Source organism: Geodermatophilus dictyosporus (genome assembly GCF_900115505.1).
GTDB lineage: Bacteria > Actinomycetota > Actinomycetes > Mycobacteriales > Geodermatophilaceae > Geodermatophilus > Geodermatophilus dictyosporus.
On the sequence record NZ_FOWQ01000006.1, the window covers coordinates 23,335 to 44,714 of the forward strand.

At 75.3% G+C, this 21,380-nt stretch carries 23 protein-coding genes; 16 read left to right on the top strand and 7 right to left on the bottom strand.

Annotated elements, in window-relative coordinates:
• Positions 1 to 11 precede the first annotated feature (11 nt).
• From BMZ33_RS14840 to BMZ33_RS14850, 3 genes are read left to right on the top strand one after another with little or no spacing between them, the layout of a single operon-like run.
• Positions 12 to 395: a hypothetical protein gene (locus BMZ33_RS14840; RefSeq protein WP_091112010.1), complete on the top strand. Its 384-nt coding sequence runs from the start codon at positions 12 to 14 to the stop codon at positions 393 to 395.
• 3 nt (positions 396 to 398) lie between these two features.
• Positions 399 to 1,628 (top strand): glutathionylspermidine synthase family protein, encoded by a 1,230-nt coding sequence (locus tag BMZ33_RS14845; RefSeq protein WP_091112012.1) that lies wholly within the window; start codon positions 399 to 401, stop codon positions 1,626 to 1,628.
• A gap of 14 nt (positions 1,629 to 1,642) precedes the next feature.
• A complete protein-coding gene (locus tag BMZ33_RS14850) occupies positions 1,643 to 2,089 on the top strand; it encodes a nitroreductase family deazaflavin-dependent oxidoreductase (protein ID WP_091112015.1) in 447 nt (148 codons plus the stop codon).
• A 384-nt stretch (positions 2,090 to 2,473) separates the two neighbouring features.
• On the opposite strand, the gene BMZ33_RS14855 is transcribed toward BMZ33_RS14850, so the two are convergent.
• Both BMZ33_RS14855 and BMZ33_RS14860 read right to left on the bottom strand, forming a co-directional pair.
• Positions 2,474 to 3,547 carry a winged helix DNA-binding domain-containing protein gene (locus BMZ33_RS14855; RefSeq protein WP_091112018.1) on the bottom strand — a complete coding sequence of 358 codons (1,074 nt, stop codon included), beginning with the start codon at positions 3,545 to 3,547 and terminating at the stop codon, positions 2,474 to 2,476.
• A gap of 14 nt (positions 3,548 to 3,561) precedes the next feature.
• Positions 3,562 to 4,116: a GNAT family N-acetyltransferase gene (locus tag BMZ33_RS14860; RefSeq protein WP_169064367.1), complete on the bottom strand. Its 555-nt coding sequence runs from the start codon at positions 4,114 to 4,116 to the stop codon at positions 3,562 to 3,564.
• A gap of 63 nt (positions 4,117 to 4,179) precedes the next feature.
• On the opposite strand from BMZ33_RS14860, the gene BMZ33_RS14865 reads away from it, so the two are divergent.
• The 5 genes from BMZ33_RS14865 to BMZ33_RS14880 all read left to right on the top strand — a co-directional run bounded on the left by BMZ33_RS14865 (position 4,180) and on the right by BMZ33_RS14880 (position 7,321).
• Positions 4,180 to 4,779, top strand: a complete 600-nt coding sequence (locus BMZ33_RS14865; RefSeq protein ID WP_091112675.1) for a class I SAM-dependent methyltransferase — start codon at positions 4,180 to 4,182, stop codon at positions 4,777 to 4,779.
• Positions 4,780 to 4,789: 10 nt separating this feature from the next.
• The gene (locus BMZ33_RS24495) at positions 4,790 to 4,915 is read left to right on the top strand and encodes a hypothetical protein (RefSeq protein WP_280139226.1); all 126 of its coding nucleotides are present in this window, start codon (positions 4,790 to 4,792) and stop codon (positions 4,913 to 4,915) included.
• Positions 4,916 to 4,925: 10 nt separating this feature from the next.
• Complete coding sequence (locus BMZ33_RS14870; protein WP_091112021.1) at positions 4,926 to 5,351, top strand: DUF1801 domain-containing protein; 426 nt, start codon at positions 4,926 to 4,928, stop codon at positions 5,349 to 5,351.
• 101 nt (positions 5,352 to 5,452) lie between these two features.
• Positions 5,453 to 5,659, top strand: a complete 207-nt coding sequence (locus BMZ33_RS14875; protein ID WP_091112023.1) for a hypothetical protein — start codon at positions 5,453 to 5,455, stop codon at positions 5,657 to 5,659.
• A 42-nt stretch (positions 5,660 to 5,701) separates the two neighbouring features.
• Positions 5,702 to 7,321 (top strand): ABC-F family ATP-binding cassette domain-containing protein, encoded by a 1,620-nt coding sequence (locus BMZ33_RS14880; RefSeq protein WP_091112026.1) that lies wholly within the window; start codon positions 5,702 to 5,704, stop codon positions 7,319 to 7,321.
• A gap of 12 nt (positions 7,322 to 7,333) precedes the next feature.
• On the opposite strand, the gene BMZ33_RS14885 is transcribed toward BMZ33_RS14880, so the two are convergent.
• Positions 7,334 to 8,290 carry a DUF808 domain-containing protein gene (locus BMZ33_RS14885; protein WP_091112678.1) on the bottom strand — a complete coding sequence of 319 codons (957 nt, stop codon included), beginning with the start codon at positions 8,288 to 8,290 and terminating at the stop codon, positions 7,334 to 7,336.
• 139 nt (positions 8,291 to 8,429) lie between these two features.
• On the opposite strand from BMZ33_RS14885, the gene BMZ33_RS14890 reads away from it, so the two are divergent.
• Positions 8,430 to 8,825, top strand: a complete 396-nt coding sequence (locus BMZ33_RS14890; RefSeq protein ID WP_091112028.1) for a hypothetical protein — start codon at positions 8,430 to 8,432, stop codon at positions 8,823 to 8,825.
• A 129-nt stretch (positions 8,826 to 8,954) separates the two neighbouring features.
• Here the strand turns inward: BMZ33_RS14890 and BMZ33_RS14895 are convergent, their stop codons facing one another.
• The 3 genes from BMZ33_RS14895 to BMZ33_RS14905 form a co-directional block, all read right to left on the bottom strand.
• Positions 8,955 to 9,848, bottom strand: coding sequence for an aldo/keto reductase family oxidoreductase (locus tag BMZ33_RS14895; protein WP_091112030.1), 894 nt, complete (start codon positions 9,846 to 9,848; stop codon positions 8,955 to 8,957).
• A 37-nt stretch (positions 9,849 to 9,885) separates the two neighbouring features.
• Positions 9,886 to 11,100, bottom strand: coding sequence for an MFS transporter (locus BMZ33_RS14900; protein ID WP_091112033.1), 1,215 nt, complete (start codon positions 11,098 to 11,100; stop codon positions 9,886 to 9,888).
• A 181-nt stretch (positions 11,101 to 11,281) separates the two neighbouring features.
• Positions 11,282 to 12,460, bottom strand: a complete 1,179-nt coding sequence (locus tag BMZ33_RS14905; protein ID WP_091112036.1) for an alcohol dehydrogenase catalytic domain-containing protein — start codon at positions 12,458 to 12,460, stop codon at positions 11,282 to 11,284.
• A gap of 545 nt (positions 12,461 to 13,005) precedes the next feature.
• Here BMZ33_RS14905 and BMZ33_RS14910 point away from each other — a divergent pair.
• The 6 genes from BMZ33_RS14910 (at position 13,006) to BMZ33_RS14935 (ending at position 18,982) form a co-directional block, all read left to right on the top strand.
• The gene (locus tag BMZ33_RS14910) at positions 13,006 to 14,004 is read left to right on the top strand and encodes a M23 family metallopeptidase (RefSeq protein ID WP_169064368.1); all 999 of its coding nucleotides are present in this window, start codon (positions 13,006 to 13,008) and stop codon (positions 14,002 to 14,004) included.
• A 209-nt stretch (positions 14,005 to 14,213) separates the two neighbouring features.
• Complete coding sequence (locus BMZ33_RS14915) at positions 14,214 to 15,131, top strand: cation diffusion facilitator family transporter (RefSeq protein ID WP_091112039.1); 918 nt, start codon at positions 14,214 to 14,216, stop codon at positions 15,129 to 15,131.
• A gap of 119 nt (positions 15,132 to 15,250) precedes the next feature.
• On the top strand, positions 15,251 to 16,258 hold the full coding sequence (locus tag BMZ33_RS14920) for a cytochrome c oxidase assembly protein (protein WP_091112041.1): 1,008 nt from the start codon (positions 15,251 to 15,253) through the stop codon (positions 16,256 to 16,258).
• A gap of 143 nt (positions 16,259 to 16,401) precedes the next feature.
• Positions 16,402 to 16,905: a metallophosphoesterase family protein gene (locus tag BMZ33_RS14925; RefSeq protein ID WP_169064369.1), complete on the top strand. Its 504-nt coding sequence runs from the start codon at positions 16,402 to 16,404 to the stop codon at positions 16,903 to 16,905.
• Positions 16,902 to 18,131: an MFS transporter gene (locus BMZ33_RS14930; RefSeq protein WP_091112043.1), complete on the top strand. Its 1,230-nt coding sequence runs from the start codon at positions 16,902 to 16,904 to the stop codon at positions 18,129 to 18,131. The genes BMZ33_RS14925 and BMZ33_RS14930 overlap by 4 nt, the downstream gene beginning before the upstream one ends.
• Entirely contained in the window at positions 18,128 to 18,982 is an 855-nt protein-coding gene (locus BMZ33_RS14935; protein WP_091112046.1) for a putative RNA methyltransferase, read from the top strand. Before BMZ33_RS14930 ends, BMZ33_RS14935 begins: the two co-directional genes overlap by 4 nt.
• A gap of 102 nt (positions 18,983 to 19,084) precedes the next feature.
• On the opposite strand, the gene BMZ33_RS14940 is transcribed toward BMZ33_RS14935, so the two are convergent.
• On the bottom strand, positions 19,085 to 19,366 hold the full coding sequence (locus BMZ33_RS14940; RefSeq protein ID WP_136697306.1) for a GlsB/YeaQ/YmgE family stress response membrane protein: 282 nt from the start codon (positions 19,364 to 19,366) through the stop codon (positions 19,085 to 19,087).
• Between the two features lie 214 nt (positions 19,367 to 19,580).
• On the opposite strand from BMZ33_RS14940, the gene ctaD reads away from it, so the two are divergent.
• On the top strand, positions 19,581 to 21,338 hold the full coding sequence (gene ctaD, locus BMZ33_RS14945) for an aa3-type cytochrome oxidase subunit I (RefSeq protein ID WP_091112048.1): 1,758 nt from the start codon (positions 19,581 to 19,583) through the stop codon (positions 21,336 to 21,338).
• Positions 21,339 to 21,380: the final 42 nt, after the last annotated feature.

Here is a 21,380-nt window from a genome sequence, read left to right on the forward strand (position 1 = left end):
GGGAGGGGTCCATGGCGTTCTCGAACCGGGTGCGCGGCGCCCTGACCACGACGGTCCTGGCGACCGCCGCCACCGGCTTCCTCGCCGGCTGCGGCACCGAGGACGAGGAGGAGCAGGTCGCCTACTGCACCAACGAGGACGGCGAGATCGTCGACGACGACTACTGCGACGACGACTACCGCGGCGGCGGCGGGCTGTTCTTCCTCTACCTCGGCGCCTTCCGCCCCGGCCTGCCGGTCGGCACGGTGCTGCCCGCCGGCGGCACCCGCGTGAACCCCGCGGACAGCGCCGCCCGCCAGCGCTACGGGCTGCCCGGCACCGGCAAGGTCACCGGGGGGCAGCGGGTGACCGGCGGCATCGGCTCGGGCGCCGGCGGCTCGGGCTCCGGCTCCTGAGCCGTGCGGCGCGTCGAGGGCGGCGTCGTCCGGCCCGGGTGGGAGGCCGAGGTCGAGGCCCAGGGACTGGTCTACAACAAGACCCACCTGCCCGGCGGTGAGGTGCGCAGCTACTGGCGCGAGGGCCCCTTCTACGACTTCACCGCCGCCGAGGTGGCGCGGCTGGAGGGCTGGGTGGCCCAGCTCTTCGAGATGTGCGTGGCCGCGGGCGACCACGTCGTCGAGCACGACCTGTTCGACCGGATGGGCATCCCGCTCATCGCCCGCTCGGGCATCCGCACCACCTGGGAGACCGAGCCGCCCAGCGTCTACGGCCGCTTCGACCTGCGCTACGACGGCTCCGGCCCGCCGAGGCTGCTGGAGTTCAACGCCGACACCCCGACCGGGCTGGTCGAGTCGGCGGTCACGCAGTGGAACTGGCACCTGTTCACCGGGCAGGGCCGCGACCAGTGGAACGCGCTGCACGAGAAGCTCGTCGCCGCCTGGCAGCGCAACCTGACGCGGTGGGAGCGGCGCACCGGCGTCCGCCCGCGGGTGCACCTGGCGTGGACCAGCGAGGAGTCCTCCGGCGAGGACCGGATGACCGTCGCCTACCTCATGGACACCGTCGTGCAGGCCGGGTACGAGGCGGTCGAGCTGGTGGTCGAGGACATCGCGCTCGACCCGGGCGACGGCCGCTTCTACGACCCGCAGGGCCGCCACCTCGACGTCGTCTTCAAGCTCTACCCCTGGGAGTGGCTGATCGAGGACGAGTTCGGCGCCGCCGTCCTCGCCGACGCCGCCCGCCCCGGCGGCACCACCTGGGTCGAGCCGGTCTACAAGATGCTGTGGAGCACCAAGGCGCTGCTGCCGGTGTTGTGGCGGCTCTTCGGCGGCGACCCGGTGCTCTCCCGGCTGCTGCTGCCGGCCTACTTCGCCGACGAGGTGCCCTCCAGCTGGCGGGACTACGTGCGCAAGCCGCTGTGGGGCCGCGAGGGCGCCAACGTCGAGATCGTCCGCGACGGGCAGGTGGTCACCGCGATGCCCGGCCGGTACGGCACCGAGGGGTTCGTCGTGCAGGAGTTCGCGCCGCTGCCGGACTTCCCCGGCGTCGACGGCCCGCACCACCCGGTGCTGGGCGCCTGGGTGGTCGACGGCGAGCCGGCCGGTCTCGGGATCCGCGAGAGCGACGGGCTGATCACCGACAACCTCAGCTTCTTCGTGCCGCACGCCATCGACCACTCGGCGCGCTGACTACGGTCGGGCGCATGCCACTCGAAGGGGAGTACGAGCCCAGCTCGCAGCAGTGGGTGCGTGAGCAGGTGGAGCGCTACGAGGCCACCGGCGGCCGGGAGGCCAACACGCTGCTCGACACCGGCCTGCCGGTGGTGGTCTTCTCCACGCGCGGGGCGCGGACCGGCAAGGTCCGCAAGCAGCCGCTGATGCGGGTGGAGCACGACGGCGTCTACGCGATGGTCGGCTCGCAGGGCGGGGCGCCGAAGGACCCCGCCTGGGTGGCCAACCTGCGGGCGCACCCCGACCAGGTGACGGTCCAGGACGGCCCGGAGCCGTGGGACGGCGTCGCCCGGGAGGTCACCGGCGAGGAGAAGGCGCAGTGGTGGGGGCGCGCGGTGGCCGCCTACCCGCCCTACGCCGAGTACCAGCGCAGGACCGACCGGGTCATCCCGGTGTTCCTCGTCGAGCGCAGGTCGTGACCCCGGCACGTCGACCCGGGCAAGGCAGCCCTTGAGTTCGTCTCCGGTCGCCGGACGGCCCGGCGACCGGAGGGAGGGCGATGGTGCTCCGGAGACGACGGGGACCCGCCACGGTGACGGGTGCGGTGCTCGGCGCGCTGGCGCTGAGCGGCTGCGGGGGCACCGGCGAGGCGGCCGAGGCGGCGCCCGCGGAGGAGACCCGCACGGTCGAGCACGCGGTGGGGGAGAGCGAGGTCACCGGCACCCCCGAGCGGGTCGTCGTCCTCGGCTGCCGACATCACGACCGTGGGCACCATCGCCGAGCCCGACCTGGAGGCGATCGCGGCGCCCGAGCCCGACCTGGTCCTGTCCGACCAGGTGCGCCACGACCCCCGGGAGGCAGCCTCAGGGCAGGGCGGCGGCCAGCTCCGGGACGCGGTCGGCGACGCCGTCGGGGAACGCGGCGAACGGCTCGGTCTCGACCCGGCGGCGGGCGCCCGTGCCGGTCCACCGCCAGGTGCCCACCGCCCGGCCCCCGACGACCACCGTGGGCCGGAAGACCCCGTTGCCGCCGGGGACGATGCGGTCGGCGTGCTCCGGCGGCACCGTGCAGGAGCGGTCGGCGTAGCCCAGGACGACCTCGTCGAAGCCGGGCAGCAGGTGCAGGCCCTCGGCCTCCGCGCGGCAGGCGGCCAGCCGCTCGGGCACCTCCGGGTCCAGGAAGGCCTCGGTGCCCTCGACGTCGACGGCTCCCAGCCGGTCGCGCACGAGCGCCAGGCCGGCCCGGGCGTCGCGCACCGTCGTCCCGGCCCAGCGCACCAGGTCGGCCACGGTGGCCGGGCCGTGCCCGGTGAAGAAGCGCAGGGCGAGCTCGGCGAGCGCCTCCTCGCCGGCGAGCCTGCGGGGCGCGCGCACCCACTCGTCGAGCAGCACGAAGGCCTGGTCGGTGCCCTCGGGAGGGCCGAGGACCAGCGTGCCGGTCTGGGCGAGGAACCACAGTGAGTGGTAGCCCTTCTGCCCGGCGACGTCGCAGCCGCCGTCGGCCAGCGCGGCCAGCAGCTCGCGGCGGCCCAGCCGGCGGCCGCCGGACAGCGCGGCGACCGCCACCCCGCGCGCCCGCTCCAGGTCCTCGGGCGTCAGCCCGACGACGGCCCGCCGCCGCGCCGCCCCGGCCAGCACGCGGCCGCCGAGCAGGTCGAGCAGCCAGGGCAGGTCCTCGGCGGCGGTCAGGTGCAGCGTGCCGCGCATCGGCCACGAGCGGACGACGTCCCCGGCGTCCAGCGCCGCGGCGACCCCGGCCCTCGACCGGCCGGCGGTCCGCAGCGCCACCGACGTCAGCGCGCCCGGCAGGTCCTGCCCCTGGACGGCGAGCAGCCCGCGGACGGCGGCCGCGGCGTCGGGGAACGGCGGGCCGGCCACCCGCTGGGCCACCAGCCGCAGCAGTGCGACCTCCCGGGGCGACACGCGGGGCACCGTCATGCCCGCAGCCTGCCTCAGGCGGACGGCGGCCGGCGCTCGCGGCGCACGTAGACCATGTCCTCGGCGTCGGGCTCGGTGGTCAGCGGGGTGAAGCCGGCGGCCGCGGCGGCGCCCAGGCTGGCGGCGTTGTCCGGCTCGATGCCCAGCACGAACAGCTCGACGTCGGCGGTCTCCGGCGCGTCCACCAGCGCCCGCAGCGTCGCGCTGCCGTACCCGCGGCCGCGGCAGCCCGGCGCGACGACGTAGGCGGCGCCCATGCTGCGCCGGGGGTCGGTCGTGACCACCCGCTCGGCCGCCGGGTCCCAGACGGTCCACCGGTCGTAGACGTCGCCGCCGACCTGCGCGACGAGGCGGCCGTCGTCGTCGAGCGCGACGAAGGTGTGCGAGCGCAGCACCCGGCGGCCGCGGAACTCCTCGTCGCGCGCGGCGTCGCGCAGCACCAGCTCCCGCTCCGGCCACTCCGGCCCGCCCAGCCGGCGCCGGGTGTCGGGGTCGTCGAACCAGGGGAGGACGGCGAGGAGGTGCTCGGGCTCGAACGGCACCAGCCGGACCGACGCGTCGGCGCTCACCGGCCCAGCCTGGCCCGCCCGCCCGGCGGGTGCACGGGCTCGGGCGCTGCCACACTCGCCGGCGTGCGCGCCGAGGACTGGGACGCCCGCTACGCCGAGCGCCAGCAGTGGTCGGCCGAGCCGAACGCGCTGGTCGCCGAGCTGCTGCGGGACCTGCCGCCGGGGACCGCGGTCGACCTCGCGGCGGGGGAGGGGCGGCACGCGCTGTGGCTGGCCGGCCGCGGCTGGCGGGTCACCGCCGTCGACTTCTCCGCCACCGGCCTGGCCCGCGGGGAGGCGCAGCCCGGCGCCGACCGGGTCACCTGGGTGACCGCCGACGTCACCGCCTGGGACGCCGCTCCCGCGTCCGCCGACCTGGTGCTCGTCGCCTACCTGCACCTGCCGGACCCGCCGATGACCGACGTGCTGCGGCGCGCGGTCGGCTGGCTGCGCCCGGGCGGCCGGCTCCTGCTGCTCGGCCACGACCTCGGCAACCTCACCGCCGGCGTCGGCGGGCCGCAGGACCCGGGGATCCTGCACAGCACCGGCCGGCTCGCGCCGGTGGCCGGGCTGCTCGACGTCGACCGGCTCGAGCAGGTGACCCGCGAGACGCCGGCCGGCGCCGCGCTGGACACCCTGCTCTGGGGACGGCGGCCGGCCGGTCCCGTCGGTGCCCGGCGGTAGCGTGCCGCCCGTGCTGGGGATGGGCGGGGCCGGCGGACCGGGGGCGCGACGCCGGCGGCGGCTGGTGGCCGCGGTGGTCGTGCTGGCGATGGTGCTGGCCACGGCCGCGACCGTGCTGTCCCTCCTGCTCGGGTGAGGAGGCTGCCGTGACCGACGCGGTGGAGGAGTGGTTCGCCGCGGCCGGCCCGCGCGAGGCGGAGCTGCGCCGGGTCGACGCGCTGGTGCGCGAGGCCGCACCCGGCCTGGACCGCGAGCTCGTCCCGGCCGGGTCGGGGACCGTGCTCGGCTACGGGCTGCTGCCCTACCGGCCGCGGTCGGCGAGGGAGGCCACGCGGTGGCCGCTGGTGTCGCTGGCCGCGCAGAAGCGGCACCTGTCGCTCTACGTCTGCGCGGTCGTCGACGGCGCGTACCTGCCGGAGGCGCGCGCGGAGCGGCTCGGGCGGGTGTCGTGCGGGCGCAGCTGCGTCCGGTTCACCTCCCTCGACCGGGTCGACGCCGGCGAGCTGGCGGCGCTGGTGCGGGACGCGGCCGCCCTGACGGCCGGCGGGGGGAACGCGTTCTTCGCCCCCTGAGCCGCGGGTGGGCCGTGACCTTGGTCCCTGGTCCCGAGCGGTCCGGTCCGCCACGCTGTCCCCGGTAACGAAACGGGATCGGACGAGGGGGACCCCGCCGCATGACGCTGACCGACGACATCGCCCACGACACCGCCGTGGAGCTCGCGGTGGCCCGTCTCGTGGACGAGTTCCGCCCGCGGGTGCGCCCGCAGGTGGTCGGCACCGTCGTCCGGTCCTGCCGGCGCGACCTCAGCGGCGTCCCGGCCACCGCGCTGCCCGAGCTGGTCGAGCGGCTGGCCCGCACCCGCCTGGAGACCGTGGCCTGAGGCGGGTCGGAACCCGCTTGCCCCGTCCCGGACGATGACCGGGTGGGATCGGTCGACGTGAGCGGGGTGCGGCACACGCTGCCGGACGGCCGCGTGCTGCTGGACGACGTCTCCTTCCGCGTCGGCGACGGCGCCCGCGCGGCGCTGGTCGGCGAGAACGGCGCCGGCAAGACCACGCTCCTGCGGATCGTCGCCGGCGACCTCGTCCCCGAGGCCGGGACCGTCTCGCGCAGCGGCGGCCTCGGCGTCATGCGGCAGTTCATCGGCTCGGTGCGCGACGACACCACCGTGCAGCGCTTCCTCGTCGACCTCGCCGCCCCCGCGGTGCGGGCCGCCTGGGACGCCGTCGAGGCCGCCGAGCTCGCCCTCATGGAGACCGACGACGAGCCCGCGCAGCTCGCCTACGCCGACGCGCTCGCGCAGTGGGGCGACGTCGGCGGGTACGACACCGAGGTCACCTGGGACACCGTGACCGTCGCCGCGCTGGGCGTGCCCTACGACCGGTGCAAGTACCGCGAGCTGTCGACGCTGTCGGGCGGCGAGCAGAAGCGGCTGGCGCTCGAGGCGCTGCTGCGCGGGCCCGAGCAGGTGCTCCTGCTCGACGAGCCGGACAACTACCTCGACGTGCCGGGCAAGCGCTGGCTGGAGCAGCGGCTGCGCGAGACCCGCAAGACGGTGCTGTTCGTCAGCCACGACCGCGAGCTGCTCGCGACCGTCGCCGACCGGGTGGTCACCGTCGAGGGCGGGACGGCGTGGGTGCACGGCGGCGGGTTCGCCGGCTACGCCGAGGCCCGCAGCGCGCGGCACGAGCGGATGGCCGAGCTGCGCCGCCGCTGGGAGGAGGAGCACCAGCGGCTGGTCGACCTGGTGCGCACGCTGCAGCAGCAGGCGGCCAACTCCCCGGACATGGCCAGCCGGTACCGCGCGATGCAGACCCGGCTGGCGAAGTTCGAGGCCGACGGTCCGCCGCCGGAGAAGCCGCCGGAGCAGGAGGTCAGCATGCGGCTGCGCGGGGGGCGCACCGGCGTCCGGGCGGTCGTGGCCGAGCAGCTGGAGCTGTCCGGGCTGATGCGCCCCTTCGACCTGGAGGTCTGGTACGGCGACCGGGTCGGCGTCCTGGGCGCCAACGGTGCGGGCAAGTCGCACTTCCTGCGGCTGCTGGCCGGCCAGGACGTCGCGCACTCGGGCGCGTGGCGGCTGGGTGCGCGCGTCGTCCCTGGGTTCTTCGCCCAGACCCACGCGCACCCGGAGTGGCTGGACCGGACGCCGGTGGACCTCCTCTGGCACGGCGAGCCGGGCCGGCCGGGCGTCGACCGCGGCCGCGCCATGGCGGTGCTGCGCCGCTACGGGCTCACCGCCGTCGCCGACCAGCCGTTCCGGACCCTGTCCGGCGGGCAGCAGGCGCGGCTGCAGGTGGTGATGCTGGAGCTCTCCGGTGCGACGCTGCTGCTGCTCGACGAGCCCACCGACAACCTCGACGTGCTCTCCGCCGAGGCGCTGGAGGAGGCCCTGGCCGCCTTCGACGGCACGGTGCTCGCGGTGACCCACGACCGCTGGTTCGCCCGCTCGTTCGACCGGTTCCTCGTCTTCGGCGCCGACGGCCGGGTGTACGAGTCGGTCGAGCCGGTGTTCGACGAGGCGCGGGTCGCCCGGGCCCGCTGACGCCGCGTCGGGTCAGTGCGCCCCGGTCGCCTCCGCGCCGTGCCCCTTGCGCCGGTGCAGCGTGAGGCTCACGACCAGCACGACCAGGGCGCCGACGACGAGGCCCACCAGCGCGCTGGCCAGCGTGTCGACGACCCACGCGAGGACCCCGCCCAGGGCCCCGGTGGCCTCGTGCACGACCTCCTCCACGTGGTGCAGGGCGCCGTAGAGGGCGTGGAAGCCGAGCTCGTCGCTGCCCACGAGCAGGATGTGGCCGCCCACCCACAGCATCGCGGCGGTGCCGACCACGGTGAGGGCGGTGAGCAGCTTCGGCATGCCCTTGACCAGGCCGCGGCCGAGCCCGGCGACGCCCTTCTTCGACGACTGGGACAGCCGCAGGCCGGCGTCGTCCATCTTCACGATCAGCCCGACGACGCCGTACACCAGGACGGTGATGGCGACGGCGACGACCGCGAGGATGATCGTCCGGGACCAGAACGCCTCGCTGGCCACCTCGTTCAGCGAGATGACCATGATCTCCGCCGACAGGATGAAGTCGGTGCGCACGGCCCCGGACACGATGGTCTTCTCGTCCGGCAGCGCCTCCTCGACGGACCCGTGCTCGTCGTGGCCGCCCTTGATCCGGTGCCACACCTTCTCGGCGCCCTCGTAGCAGAGGTAGGCGCCGCCGAGCATGAGGATCGGGGTGAGCGCCCAGGGCAGGAACTGGCTGAGCAGCAGGATCGCCGGGAGGATGATCAGCAGCTTGTTGCGCAGCGACCCGAGGGCGATCTTCCGGATGATCGGGATCTCGCGGTCGGCGGACAGGCCGCGGACGTACTGCGGGGTGACCGCGGTGTCGTCGACGACGACACCGGCGGCCTTCACGCCGGCCCGCCCGGCAGCGGCCCCGACGTCGTCGATGGAGGCGGCGGCGGCGCGCGCCAGCAGCGCCACGTCGTCGAACAGGGCCACGAGTCCACCGGCCACGGGAGGTTCCTTCCGCTCGGGCAGCACCTGCGTGCTGCGCACCGTCATGGTGGTGGGTCGGGCCGTGCCCCGCGCGGGCAGGCGTCACACCTGTGTCAGGACACCTTGACTGTCAGGGTGTCCTGACGGACGCTGGGTCGTGGACGTCGACGACCTGGAACGCGCGCACACCCTGGGCAGCGCGGTCCTCCGGTACGAGGAGCTGCGCACCCGGGAGTCGCTGGCCGACCCCGAGGACCCGGCCGGGCCGCGGCCGCTGTCGCGCGAGGAGTCCTTGGAGCTGCTGGCGCTCGGCGAGGTGATCGCGCGGCGCGCCACGCAGGGGCGTCAGCTCACCGTCCGCACCGCGCGCACCACCGGCGCCTCCTGGGCGCAGATCGGCCGGGCGCTGGGTGCCACCCGCCAGTCGGCGTGGGAGGCACACCGCCGGTGGATCGACGCCCAGGTCGCCCAGCGCGGCACCAGCGGCGCCGTCGGCTTCGACGACGACGAGGCCGCCGAGGCCCGCGCCCTGCTGGCGAACGACGCGGACTGAGAACGGTCCCCGTGCCCCCCTGGAAGGACCTCCCTGCCCCCCACCGCTCGCACGCTCGCGGCGGGACCCTGCAGGGAGGCCGCTGACCGCTCGGGGCGGGACCCTGCACGGGGGCCGTTCCAGTACGGCCTACAAGTCGGTGTCGGGCTCGCCGGTACCGCCGATGCGGTCGAGCTCCTGCAGCTCCACCGGACCGAGCACCCGCGCCGCGGCCTGCAGGTTCTCCTCCAGGTGGGTCACCGACGAGGTGCCCGGGATGAGCAGCAGGTTCGGTGAGCGGGCCAGCAGCCAGGCCAGCGCCACCTGCATCGGCGTCGTCTCCAGCCGCCGGGCCACGGTCTCCAGCGCCGCCGACTGCAGCGGCGTGAAGCCGCCGAGCGGGAAGTACGGCACGTAGGCGATGCCCTCGCGGGCCAGCGCGTCGACCATCGCGTCGTCGTCGCGGTGCACGAGGTTGTAGTGGTTCTGCACGCACACCACCGGGGCGATCGACCGCGCCTCGGCGAACTGCTGCGTCGTCACGTTGGAGACGCCGAGGTGGCGGATGAGCCCCTGCTGCTGCAGCTCGGCGAGGGTCTCGAACGGCTCGGCGAGCGAGCGCTCCACCGGTGCGTCGAAGCCGGGCATCCGCAGGTTGACCACGTCGAGCACGTCGAGACCGAGGTGGTCGAGGTTGTCCTGCACCGCGGAGCGCAGCTCGTCGGGGGTGAGCGCCTCGGGCCACCCGCCGTCGGGCGTCCGCCGGGCGCCGACCTTGGTGACGATGGTCAGCTGCTCCGGATAGGGGTGCAGCGCCTCGCGGATCACCTCGTTGGTCACGTGCGGGCCGTAGTAGTCGCTGGTGTCGAGGTGGTCTACGCCCAGCTCGACGGCCCGGCGCAGCACGGCGAGGGCGGCCCCGCGGTCGGCCGGCGGGCCCATGATGTCGGGCCCGGACAGCCGCATCGCCCCGTAGCCGATCCGGTTGACCGTGCGGTCCCCGAGCGTGAACTGTCCTGACCGTTCGGCGGTCGTCGTCGTCATGCCCGGCTCCTACCCGCGCCCGCCGCTCCACGCGCGCTCAGGCGGCGCGGCCCAGCGGCTCGCCGACGGCCTCCTCCCACTGCCGGACGTCGGCCTCGACCCGCGCGGTCTCGCGGCGGTCGGCGCGGCGGGCCACCACGGCCAGCCCGGCCCCGGCCAGCGCCAGCGCGGCACCCACCCACATCGGCGCGGTGTAGCCCAGGCCCGCGGAGATGACGGCCGCCCCGAGGGCGGCGCCCACCGCGTTGGCCACGTTGAACGCGGCCTGGTTGGCCGCCGAGACCAGGCTGCCCCCCGGCACGCGCGCCGCCTCGATGACGCCGTTCTGCACGACCGGGCCCAGGGAGAAGGCCAGCGTGCCGAAGAGCACCAGCAGGACGACGGCGGCCGCGGGCGTGCGGGCGGTGAAGGCGAAGGTGACCAGCAGCGCGGCGGTGCCCAGCAGGCCGACCGCCACGAAGGAGAAGCCGTACCGGTCGCCGAGCCGCCCGCCGGCCAGGGTGCCCACGGTCGTCCCGACGCCGAAGAGCGCCAGCACCGGCGTCACCCAGCCCTCGGGGATCCCGCCGAGCTCGGTGAGGATCGGGCTGACGTAGCTGTAGACGGCGAACAGCGCGGCGAAGCCGACCATCGTCAGGCCGAGCACCAGCCACACCTGGCCGCGCCGGAAGGCCGCGACCTCCGAGCGCAGGTCGCCGCGCTCGCCCGCGCCGGCCGGCAGCCACGCGAGCAGGCCGGCGATGGTGGCCAGGCCGATGAGGGCGATCCCGCCGAGCACCAGCCGCCAGCTGGTCTGCTGCGCGACGAAGGTGCCCAGCGGGACGCCGACCACGTTGGCCAGCGTCAGGCCGGCGATCATCAGCGAGATCGCGCGGGTGGCCCGCTCGGGGGTGACCAGCCGGCGGGCGGCGACCGCGCCGACGCCGAAGAAGGAGCCGTGCGCGAGCGCGGTGAGCACGCGGGCGGCGGCGAGGGTCTCGTAGGTCGGTGCCAGCGCCGACAGCGCGTTGCCGACGGTGAACACGACCATGAGCGCCACGAGCGTCTGCCGCGGCGAGAACCGGACGCCGAGCGCGGTGAGCGTGGGGGCGCCGAGCACGACGCCGATGGCGTAGGCGGAGATCAGCAGCCCGACCGCCGACACGGAGACGCCGAGGCCCTCGGCGATCTCGGGCAGCATGCCCATCACCACGAACTCGGTGGTGCCGAGGCCGAAGGCGCCGATGGCCAGGGCGAGCAGTGCACGGGGCACGGGGGGACTCCAGGGGACGACGGTGGTCGGGTGCTGCGGACGTCGTCGTCCGGCCGGGGCACGCAGGGTGCCTCCCCGTGCATCGTCACGGGACGTGTCGGTCATGCCCCCGGCGTGACGTGTGTCTGCTCACAGCCGGGCCCCGGCGCCCGCAGGGGACGCCGGGGCCCGGCCGCGCGGGTCAGGGCTGCAGGAGCACCTTGACCGCACCGTCCTTCTTCTCGCGGAAGTCGGCGTAGGCCCGCGGCGCCTGCTCCAGGGGGACCCGGTGGGTGGCGAAGTCGTCGACGCCGAGCGGGTCGCCTTCGACCAGCAGCGGCAGGATGTCGGGCACCCAGCGCCACACGTTGGCCTGGCCCATGCGCAGCTGGATCTGCTTGTCGAACATGCGCATGAGCGGCACGGGGTCCGTGGCGCCGCCGTAGACGCCCGAGAGCGACACGGTCCCGCCGCGCCGGACGGCCTCGATGGCGGTGTTGAAGGCGGCGAGACGGTCGATGCCGGCCACCTTCATCACCTGCGCCATGAGGGCGTCGGGGAGGATCGCCGTCGCCTTCTGGGCGAGCTGTGCGCCGGGGGAGCCGTGTGCCTCCATGCCGACGGCGTCGATGACCGCGTCCGCGCCCCGGCCGTCGGTCTTCTCGCAGAGCTCGCCGACCACGTCGTCCTGGTCGGTGGAGGCGATGACCTCGGTGCCGCGGGCGGTGGCCCGGGCCAGCCGCTCGGGGACGACGTCAGAGGCGACCACGCGCAGGCCCAAGTGCGAGGCGATGCGGGTGCACATGTCACCGATCGGGCCCAGGCCCAGCACCAGCAGCGTGCCGCCGGGCGGCGTCGCCGCGTACTGCACCGCCTGCCACGAGGTGGGCAGCACGTCGGAGAGGTACACGAACCGGTCGTCGGGCAGGTCGTCGGGGACCTTGATCGGCAGCGTGTTGCCGAAAGGCACGCGCAGGTACTCCGCCTGGCCACCGGGCACCTGGCCGTAGAGCTTGGTGTAGCCGAACAGCGAGGCGCCGAAGCCCTGCTCGCGGTTCTGGGTGGTCTCGCACTGCGACTGCAGGCCCTGCGAGCACATCCAGCAGGTGCCGCAGGAGATGTTGAACGGGACGACCACCCGGTCACCGGGCCTGACGGCGGTCACCGCGGAGCCGACCTCGCGCACCACACCCATCGGCTCGTGGCCCATGACGTCGCCCTTGGTCATGAACGGCGCCATGACCTCGATCAGGTGCAGGTCCGACCCGCAGATCCCGCTCGAGGTGATCTCGACGATGACGTCGGTGTCCTCCTGCAGCGTCGGGTCGGGGACGGTGTCGACCTGTACGTCGGCACGTCCGTGCCAGGTGACTGCGCGCACGAGTCTTCTCCTCAGCTCCGTGTCAAGGGGGTCCGCCACGGGCTCCTGCCCCACGTGAGCCTCGTCGCGCCTGGTCGCGGAGTGGTGCGGCGCGTCAGTAACGCTGTGTAGTCAGGCTTTGACGTGCCGTGGAACGACGTCCGTGTAGTCCTGTGGCGGATACCACACATCTGGGCCGCACTACCCCTCCGCTCAGATCACGAAACCATCACGACGTGTTTACATGGGCCCCGGCCCGCTCCCCCGGGCACCGCACGAGATCCCTGTCCCCGACGGAAGTCAGGTGCATGTCCGAGCTCGACCCCGACCGCCGCCACGACGGAGGGGACCCCCGCACTCCCGCGGGCCGGCCCCCCCGGCAGGCCACGAAGACGTCGCCCTCCCGGCGGCGTCCCACGGCCCGGGAGGCGGCCCAGCGGAAGGCCCCGGAGCGACGTCAGGGGGAGACGTCGTCGTCCGGGGAGACCACCGCTGCACGCCCCGCCCGCCGTCCCGGCCCGCGACCGCGGCCGACACCGCACCCGCGCCCGACCCCGGCGCTCGAGGTGCACGCCGTCCTCGAGCTGCCCACCGCCGTCGACGACGCGGACACCGCCCGTCCCGTGGACGTCGCCGACGGGATCCGCGCGGCCGAACCGGTCACCGACGTCACCGGACTCGTCGAGGCAGCCGACGCCCAGGCGCTGGCCGCCGTCGCCCCCGCGGCCACCGCGCCGTCCGCCGCCGAGCCGCCCGCCGTCGGCACCGATCCCCACGCCGCGCCCGCCGGGGACGACCGGCAGCGCCCGGGCCGGCGGCTGCAGCTCCGGGTGCCGCGCCGCCGGGCGGCCTGCTACCTCGCCGCGGCCCTCGTCGGGGCCATGGGCCTGGGCGCCTCCACGGCGGGGGACGGCGTCGCGCAGGCCGACGGTCCCGAGCCGGTCAGCCACTCGGTGAGCGTGGCCGAGGAGCTCGGCATCGCCGGCGGCGACCCGTCGGCCGACGCGCGCGCCGCGACGATCCGGTCCGACGCCGCGGTGCTGCTCGGCGAGGTCACCGCCAGCCGCAACGCCCGCGAGGCCGAGGAGGCCGCCGCCGCGGAGGCGCAGGCGGAGGCCGACCGGGTCGCGGCGGAGGCCGCCGCGGCCGCCGCCGCGGAGGCGGCGCGGCCGAGGACCGTGCTGCCGGTGGACGGGGCGCGGCTCACCAGCGGCTTCGGCGCGCGGTGGGGCAGCGTGCACGCCGGCATCGACCTGGCCGCCCCCATGCTCACCCCGGAGTACGCCGCCGCCGACGGCGTCGTCCTGGAGGCCGGCCCGGCCAGCGGCTACGGCAACGTCGTGTACATCCAGCACGACAACGGCGACGTCACCGTCTACGGGCACATGGAGGAGATCCTCGTGCAGCCCGGCCAGCTGGTCCGGGCCGGCGACACGATCGCGCTGCTCGGCAACCGGGGCCAGTCCACCGGACCGCACCTGCACTTCGAGGTGGTCCTCGGCGGGCTCGGCGGCGAGAAGGTCGACCCCGTCCCGTGGCTGCGCGACCGCGGCGTCTCCATCTAGAGAAAGGACCCCGCTGCCCCCCACCCCTCGCAGGCTCGGGGCGGGCCCCTGCAGCGGGGCCGCGCAAGGGACCGCCCACCCCTCGCAGGCTCGGGGCGGGCCCCTGCAGCGCGGCCGCTCCGGTACGTCACCAGACGCAGCGCCCCCTCCCGGCAGGTCCGGGCAGGGGGCGCCGCCGTCCGGGGGACACTGCTCGGGGAGGTGGGCCGATGGGAGCCGGGCACGACCACGGGCACGGCACCGCCGCGGGGGCGTCCCGCGGGCGGCTGGCCGTCGTCCTGGCGCTGACGATGGCCGTCCTGGTCGCCGAGGTGGTCGGGTCGCTGGTGTCGGGCTCGCTGGCGCTGCTCGCCGACGCCGGGCACATGGCCACCGACGCGCTCGGCGTGGGGCTCGCCCTCGGCGCGGTCACCCTCGCCCAGCGCCCGGCCCGCGGGCGGCGGACGTTCGGCTGGCAGCGGGTGGAGATCCTCGCCGCGGTCGCCAACGGGCTGCTGCTGGCCGGGGTGGCGGTGGTCGTGGTGGTCGAGGCGGTCCGCCGGGTCGGCGACCCACCCGAGATCGACGCCGGGGTGGTGCTCGCCGTCGCCGCGGCGGGCCTGGCCGCCAACCTGGCCGGGCTGGCGCTGCTGCACCGCGGCCGCCGCGACTCGCTCGCCGTCCGCGGCGCGCACCTCGAGCTCCTCGGCGACGCGCTCGGCTCGGTCGCGGTGCTGGCGGCCGGCGGCGTCGTCGCCGTCACGGGGTGGACGCCGGCGGACACGATCGGCGCGCTGCTGGTGGGCTGCCTGGTGCTGCCGCGGGCGTGGTCGCTGCTGCGCGAGTCGCTCGACGTCCTGCTGGAGGCCGCGCCCCGCGACGTCGACCTCGACGAGGTGCGCGCGCACGTGCTCAGCGTCGAGGGCGTGGTCGGCGTGCACGACCTGCACGCCTGGACGATCACCTCCGGCCTGCCGGTGCTCTCCGCGCACGTCGTCGTCACCGACGAGGCGCTGGCCGCCGGGCACGGCGGCCGGGTGCTCGACGCGCTCGGCAGCTGCCTGGGCGCCCACTTCGACGTCGCCCACTGCACCTTCCAGATCGAGGCCGAGGCGCACGCCGGCCACGAGGCCCCCGTCCACGACTGAAGAAGGACTCCGCCCCCCACCCCTCGCTCCGCTCGGGGTGGGCCCCTGCGGAGGGGCCGTTCCAGTACGTCGCCAGGTGGGACAGTGGGGGGCGAACACCGACGGGAGCGGAGGTACAGGTGGAGCAGGGGCACCACTCGGGCATGTGGGTGCCCGGCGAGCCACCCACCTGGGGGCGGCTGTTCCTGCCCCACCTGGACGCCTGGTCGGTGCTCCCGGTGCTCGCCCTCGTCGGCCTGGTGGTCTACCTGGTCGGCGTGGTGCGGCTGCGCCGCTCGGGCGTGGCCTGGCCCTGGTGGCGGACGGCGTCGTTCGCGGCCGGCTGCCTCTCGCTGGTCGCCGTCACCGGGACCTGGCTGAACGGCTACAGCATGGTGCTGTTCGGCCTGCACATGGCCCAGCACATGGTGCTCTCGATGGTCACGCCGCTGCTGGTCCTGCTCGGCCGGCCGGTGACGCTGGCGCTGCGCACGCTGCCGCGGGGCAGGGGAGTGGCCGGCGTCCCCCGGGCGCTGCTGCTCGACGCGCTGCACAGCCGGATCGCGCGGTTCGTCGCGCACCCGCTGTTCACCGTGCCGCTGTTCCTGGTCAGCCTCTACGGCGTCTACTTCACGCCCGTCTTCGACGCCCTCATGGCCGACCTCGTCGGGCACCAGTTCATGCTCGCCCACTTCACCGTGACCGGGCTGCTGTTCTTCGGGCCGATCCTCGCCCAGGACCCGTGGCCGCGGCAGGCGGGCCACGGCAGCCGGATGCTCGAGCTGCTCATCCCGATGCCGTTCCACGCCTTCTTCGGCGTGGCGATCATGATGTCGTCGTCGCTGGTCGTGCAGAGCTTCGCCGACCCGCCGGCCGGCTGGGGCGTCGACCCGCTGGCCGACCAGGCCACCGCGGGCAGCATCGCCTGGTCCTTCGGTGAGCTGCCGACGGTGCTGGTCCTCGCCATGGTGCTGTTCTCCTGGATGGGCTCGGAGGAGCGCCGCGGCCGCCAGCAGGCCCGGGTCGCCGAGCGCACCGACGACGCGGAGCTCGAGGCCTACAACGCCCGCCTGCGCGCGATGGCCGCCGCGACGTCGCCGACCTCCCGGCCGGCGCCGCGACCGGGGACCGTCCCCGGCCCGCGCTGAGCCCTCCGGCCCCGGGGGACCCGACCCGGCGGGCAGGTCCTCCTCCACGGCCCTGACGTCAGGACGCCGGCGGCGAGCGTGCGGGGGAGTGGCCGGGTGCCTCGGCCGCACCTGCGGAGGTGACCCCCTGCGACCATGGCCCCGTGCCCGTCTCGCTGGTGGTGATGGCCGACACGCACCTGCCGAAGCGGGCGCGTGACCTCCCTCCCGCGCTGTGGGCTGCGGTCGACGCCGCCGACCTCGTGGTGCACGCCGGTGACTGGGTCGACGTCGCGCTGCTCGACGCCCTCGAGCAGCGGTCCCGCCGGCTGCTCGCCGTCCACGGCAACAACGACCACGGCCCGCTGCGCGAGCGGCTGCCGGAGGTGGCACGGGCCGAGGTCGAGGGGCTGCGGATGGCCGTCGTCCACGAGACCGGCGACGCCCAGGGCCGCGAGCGGCGGTGCGCCGCCCGGTTCCCCGACACCGACGTCCTCTTCTTCGGCCACAGCCACATCCCGTGGGACACGACGACCGGGACCGGGCTGCGGCTGCTCAACCCCGGCTCGCCGACCGACCGCCGACGCCAGCCGCACGGCACCTTCGTGACCGCCGTCGCCGCCGACGGCGTCCTGTCCGAGGTGACCTTCCACCCGGTCGTCCGGTGAGCGCCCCGACGGCACCCCCGCGCGCCCGCTGGCGCCACCTCGGTGTCGGCCTCGTCGGGCTGGTCGCCGCCTGCGCGGCGCAGAACGGTCTGCCCTTCCTCACCGTGGCACTGCGCGCCGACGGACTCACGCTGCCGCAGGCCGGCCTGCTGGTCAGCGCGCCGACGGCGGGCCTGGTGCTCACCCTGCTGGCCTGGGGGGCGCTGGCCGACCGGTACGGCGAGCGGCTCGTGCTCTCCTGCGGCCTGGCCCTGGCCGCGGGGGCGCTGGCCGGCGCCGCGCTGGCCGATGCCGCGCTGACCACCGGTCTGTGGCTGCTGCTCGCCGGCGCCGGCAGCGCGTCGGTCCACGCGGCCAGCGGCCGGCTGGTGCTGGGCTGGTTCCCGCCCGCGCAGCGCGGGCTGGCCATGGGCATCCGGCAGGCCGGTCAGCCGATCGGCGTGGGCCTGGCCGCGCTGCTCCTCCCGCGCCTGGCCACCGGCGGTACCGGCGGCGCCTTCGCGTTCCTCGCGACCGGGTGCGCGGTCGCGGCCGTCCTGGTGGCGCTGCTGGTCCGCGACCCGGCCCGCCCGCCGCGGGCCGAGGGCGCGCCGCGGCCGGCCTCGCCCTACCGCAGCCCCGTGCTGTGGCGGGTGCACGCGGCCAGCACGCTGCTGGTGGTACCGCAGTTCGCCGTCGCCGGGCTGGCCTTCGACTGGCTGGTCCGCGAGGCGGGCTGGACCGCCGCGGCCGCCGGGACGCTCCTGGCGGTCACCCAGGTCGGCGGCGTGGCCGCGCGGTTGGGCGCGGGCGCGTGGTCCGACCGGGTGGGCAGCCGGCTGGGCCCGCTGCGGCGGGTGGCGGGCACGGTGGGCGCCGTCGTCGGGCTGCTGGCGCTCGTCGCCGTCCTGACGCCGGACGTGCTCGGCCCCGCCGTCGCGGCCGCCGCGGTGGTGCTGGCCGCGGTCGCCACGGTCAGCCCGAACGGCGTGGCCTTCACCTCGGTGGCCGAGCAGGCCGGCAGCGCCTGGGCCGGGCGGGCGCTGGGCGCCCACAACACGGTGCAGAACCTGGCCGCCGCCCTGACCGTGCCGGTGGCCGCGCTCCTGGCCGACGGCGGCCCCGGCTACCCGGCGGCGTTCGCCCTCGGCGCCGTCGCGGCACTGCTGGCCGTCGGGGTCGTCCCCGGCCGGGCGGCCGAGGCGCCGCCCCCGCCCGCGCAGCCGGTGGCGGCGGCGACCCGGTGAGCCGGCGGCCCTGGCCGCCCCGGGCGGTGGCGCTGCTGGCCTGCCCGGTCTGCGGGCAGCGGCTGACGGCGCTGCCGGGCGACGCCGGCCTGCGCTGCCCGGCCGGGCACGCCTTCGACCGCGCCCGACAGGGGCACGTGACGCTCCTGCCGCCGGGCCACACGCCGCCGTCGGGCGACACCGCCGCGATGGTGGCCGACCGGGCCGAGGTCCTCGCGGCGGGCACCTTCGCGGGGCTGACCCGGGTGCTGGCCGACGCCGTCGCCGCGGGTGACGGTCCCGTCGACGCCGTCCTCGACCTCGGCGGCGGCACCGGCCACCACCTCGCCGGTGTCCTCGACCGGCTGCCGTCGGCCGTCGGCGTGGTGCTCGACTCCTCGCGCTACGCGGCGCGCCGGGCGGCCGGGGTCTCGCCACGGGTCCTCGCGGTCGTGGCCGACACGTGGGCGCGGCTGCCGGTCGGTGACGCCGCCGTCGACCGGGTCACGGTGGTCTTCGCCCCGCGCAACGGCCCGGAGACCGCGCGGGTGCTGCGCCCCGGGGGTCGGCTGGTGGTGGCCACCCCCGCGCCCGACCACCTCGCCGAGCTGGTCGGCCCGCTGGGACTGCTGCGCGTCGACCCGGACAAGGCAGCACGGCTGTCGGCGTCGCTGGAGCCGCACCTGGCCCCCACCGGGGGGGTGGCGCACCGGGAGGTGCTCGAGCTGGACCACCCGACGGTGACGACCGTCGTCGGCATGGGTCCGCACGCCCGGCACCTGTCCCGGGAGCGGCTCGCCGCGGCCGTGGTCGGGCTCCCGGAGCGGGTGCGGGTGACGCTCGCCGTCGACGTCACCACCTGGACGGCCTGACCCCGGGGACGCAGGAGGGGCCCGGCCGATCGGCCGGGCCCCTCCTGGACCTGCTGCCGGGCTCCCGTCGTCCCCCGAGGCGTCGGGAGGGCCCGGTGTGCGTCAGACGCGGGTGCCGCGTGCGCGTCCCCGCGTGGAGAAGACGTAGACGAGCAGCACGACGATCGCGCCGATGATCGAGCCGATGATCCCGGCGGTGCCGAGTTCGAAGCCGCGGCCGCTGATGAGGCTGCCGAGCAGGTTCCCGACGAAGGAGCCGATGATGCCGAGCACGATGGTCATGCCGACGCTCATGGACTGCTTGCCGGGGACGACGGCGCGCGCGATGAAGCCGGCGATCGCGCCGACCACGATCAGCACGATGATGTTCCAGAGAAGCTCCACAGTGGACCTCCTGAGGGGGACGACCGGTCAGGGCCGAGCCCCGGGATCTCCGGGGTCGGACGGGATCGTTCCCCGTCTGAGCAGGGCGGAAACCCCGGATGATCTCCACGCCGCACGATCACCCGACCGGGGCACACGGCCGGGACCCCGGGCCCCCGGCGCGCCTGGCCGATCGGCACGGACGGGCGTCCCCACCACGGTCTAAGCTGCGTGCGTGACGATCGCGCCTGCACCGATCGTGAGCCGGCCGAGCCCGGCTCGCGAGGTCCAGCGGGGTGCGCGGCTCTCGAACCTGCTGCGGACCACGGACCACAAGACCATCGGCCTGATGTACATGGCCACCTCTTTCATGTGGTTCATCGTGGCCGGTTTCATGGCCATGCTGATCCGCGGTGAGCTGGGCCAGCCGGGCCTGCAGTTCCTGTCGCCCGAGCAGTACAACCAGCTGGTCACGATGCACGGCACGGTCATGCTGCTGATGTTCGCGACGCCGCTGTTCTTCGCGTTCTCGAACCTGATCATGCCGCTGCAGATCGGTGCGCCCGACGTGGCGTTCCCGCGGCTGAACGCCTTCTCCTACTGGCTGTTCCTCTTCGGCAGCCTCATGCTGATCGGCGGGTTCTTCACGCCGGGCGGCGCGGCCGACTTCGGCTGGTACGCCTACGCGCCGCTGTCCAACGTGGTGCACAGCCCCGGCATGGGCGCCAACCTGTGGTTCGCGGGGCTCGCCGTCAGCGGTCTGGGCACGATCCTCGGCGCGGTCAACTTCATCACCACGGTCGCCTGCCTGCGGGCGCCGGGCATGACCATGTTCCGGATGCCGATCTTCACCTGGAACACCCTGGTCACCAGCCTGCTGGTGCTCTTCGCGTTCCCGATCCTCACCGCGGCGCTGCTCGCGATGCTGGCCGACCGCAACCTCGGCGCCCTCGTCTTCTCCGACGAGAACGGCGGCCCGATGCTGTGGCAGCACCTGTTCTGGTTCTTCGGTCACCCCGAGGTCTACATCATCGCGCTGCCGTTCTTCGGCATCATCACCGAGGTCATCCCGGTGTTCTCGCGCAAGCCGCTGTTCGGCTACAAGGGCATGGTCGCCGCCACCCTGCTCATCGCGGGTCTGTCCCTCGCGGTGTGGGCGCACCACATGTTCGCGACCGGCGCCATCCTGCTGCCGTTCTTCTCGTTCATGACCTACCTGATCGCCGTGCCGACCGGCATCAAGTTCTTCAACTGGATCGGCACCATGTGGCGCGGCCAGCTCACCTTCGAGACGCCGATGCTCTTCGCGATCGGCTTCCTGGTGACCTTCCTCCTGGGCGGCCTCACCGGCGTCCTGCTCGGCAGCCCGCCGCTGGACTGGCACGTCAACGACAGCTACTTCGTCGTCGCCCACTTCCACTACGTCGTCTTCGGCACCGTCGTGTTCGCCGCCTACGCCGGCATCTACTTCTGGTTCCCGAAGATGGCCGGCCGGATGATGGACGAGCGGCTGGGCAAGCTGCACTTCTGGCTGACGTTCCTCGGCTTCCACGCGACGTTCCTGGTCCAGCACTGGCTGGGCACCCAGGGCATGCCGCGCCGCTACGTCGACTACCTGCCCACCGACAACTTCACGACGCTGCACGTGATCTCCACGATCGGGTCGTTCGTCCTCGGCGCCTCGACCATCCCGTTCCTCTACAACGTGGCCAAGTCGTGGAAGTACGGCCGGCTCGCGCTGCGCGACGACCCGTGGGGCCACGGGAACTCGCTGGAGTGGGCGACGTCGTCCCCGCCGCCGCGGCACAACTTCACCGAGATCCCGCGGATCCGGTCGGAGCGCCCCGCCTTCGAGGCGCACTACCCGCACCTCATCGAGCGGCTCCAGCGCGAGGCGCACGTCGGCAAGCGGCACGAGCCCTACGCCGGTGTCAGCGAGCTGGCCGGCGACTCCGGTCCCCGTCAGGGTCCCAACGACCCCGACCCGTTCTAAAACGAAGGACCCCCTCGCACCCCGACCCTCGCTCCGCTCGGG

Excerpts from the sequence above, each read along its gene's own strand:
- BMZ33_RS14840 (WP_091112010.1), top strand. The coding sequence starts at position 12 with ATGGCGTTCTCGAACCGGGTGCGCGGCGCCCTGACCACGACGGTCCTG.
- BMZ33_RS14850 (WP_091112015.1), top strand. The coding sequence starts at position 1,643 with ATGCCACTCGAAGGGGAGTACGAGCCCAGCTCGCAGCAGTGGGTGCGT.
- BMZ33_RS14855 (WP_091112018.1), bottom strand. The coding sequence starts at position 3,547 with ATGACGGTGCCCCGCGTGTCGCCCCGGGAGGTCGCACTGCTGCGGCTG.
- BMZ33_RS14875 (WP_091112023.1), top strand. The coding sequence starts at position 5,453 with ATGACGCTGACCGACGACATCGCCCACGACACCGCCGTGGAGCTCGCG.
- BMZ33_RS14895 (WP_091112030.1), bottom strand. The coding sequence starts at position 9,848 with ATGACGACGACGACCGCCGAACGGTCAGGACAGTTCACGCTCGGGGAC.
- BMZ33_RS14915 (WP_091112039.1), top strand. The coding sequence starts at position 14,214 with ATGGGAGCCGGGCACGACCACGGGCACGGCACCGCCGCGGGGGCGTCC.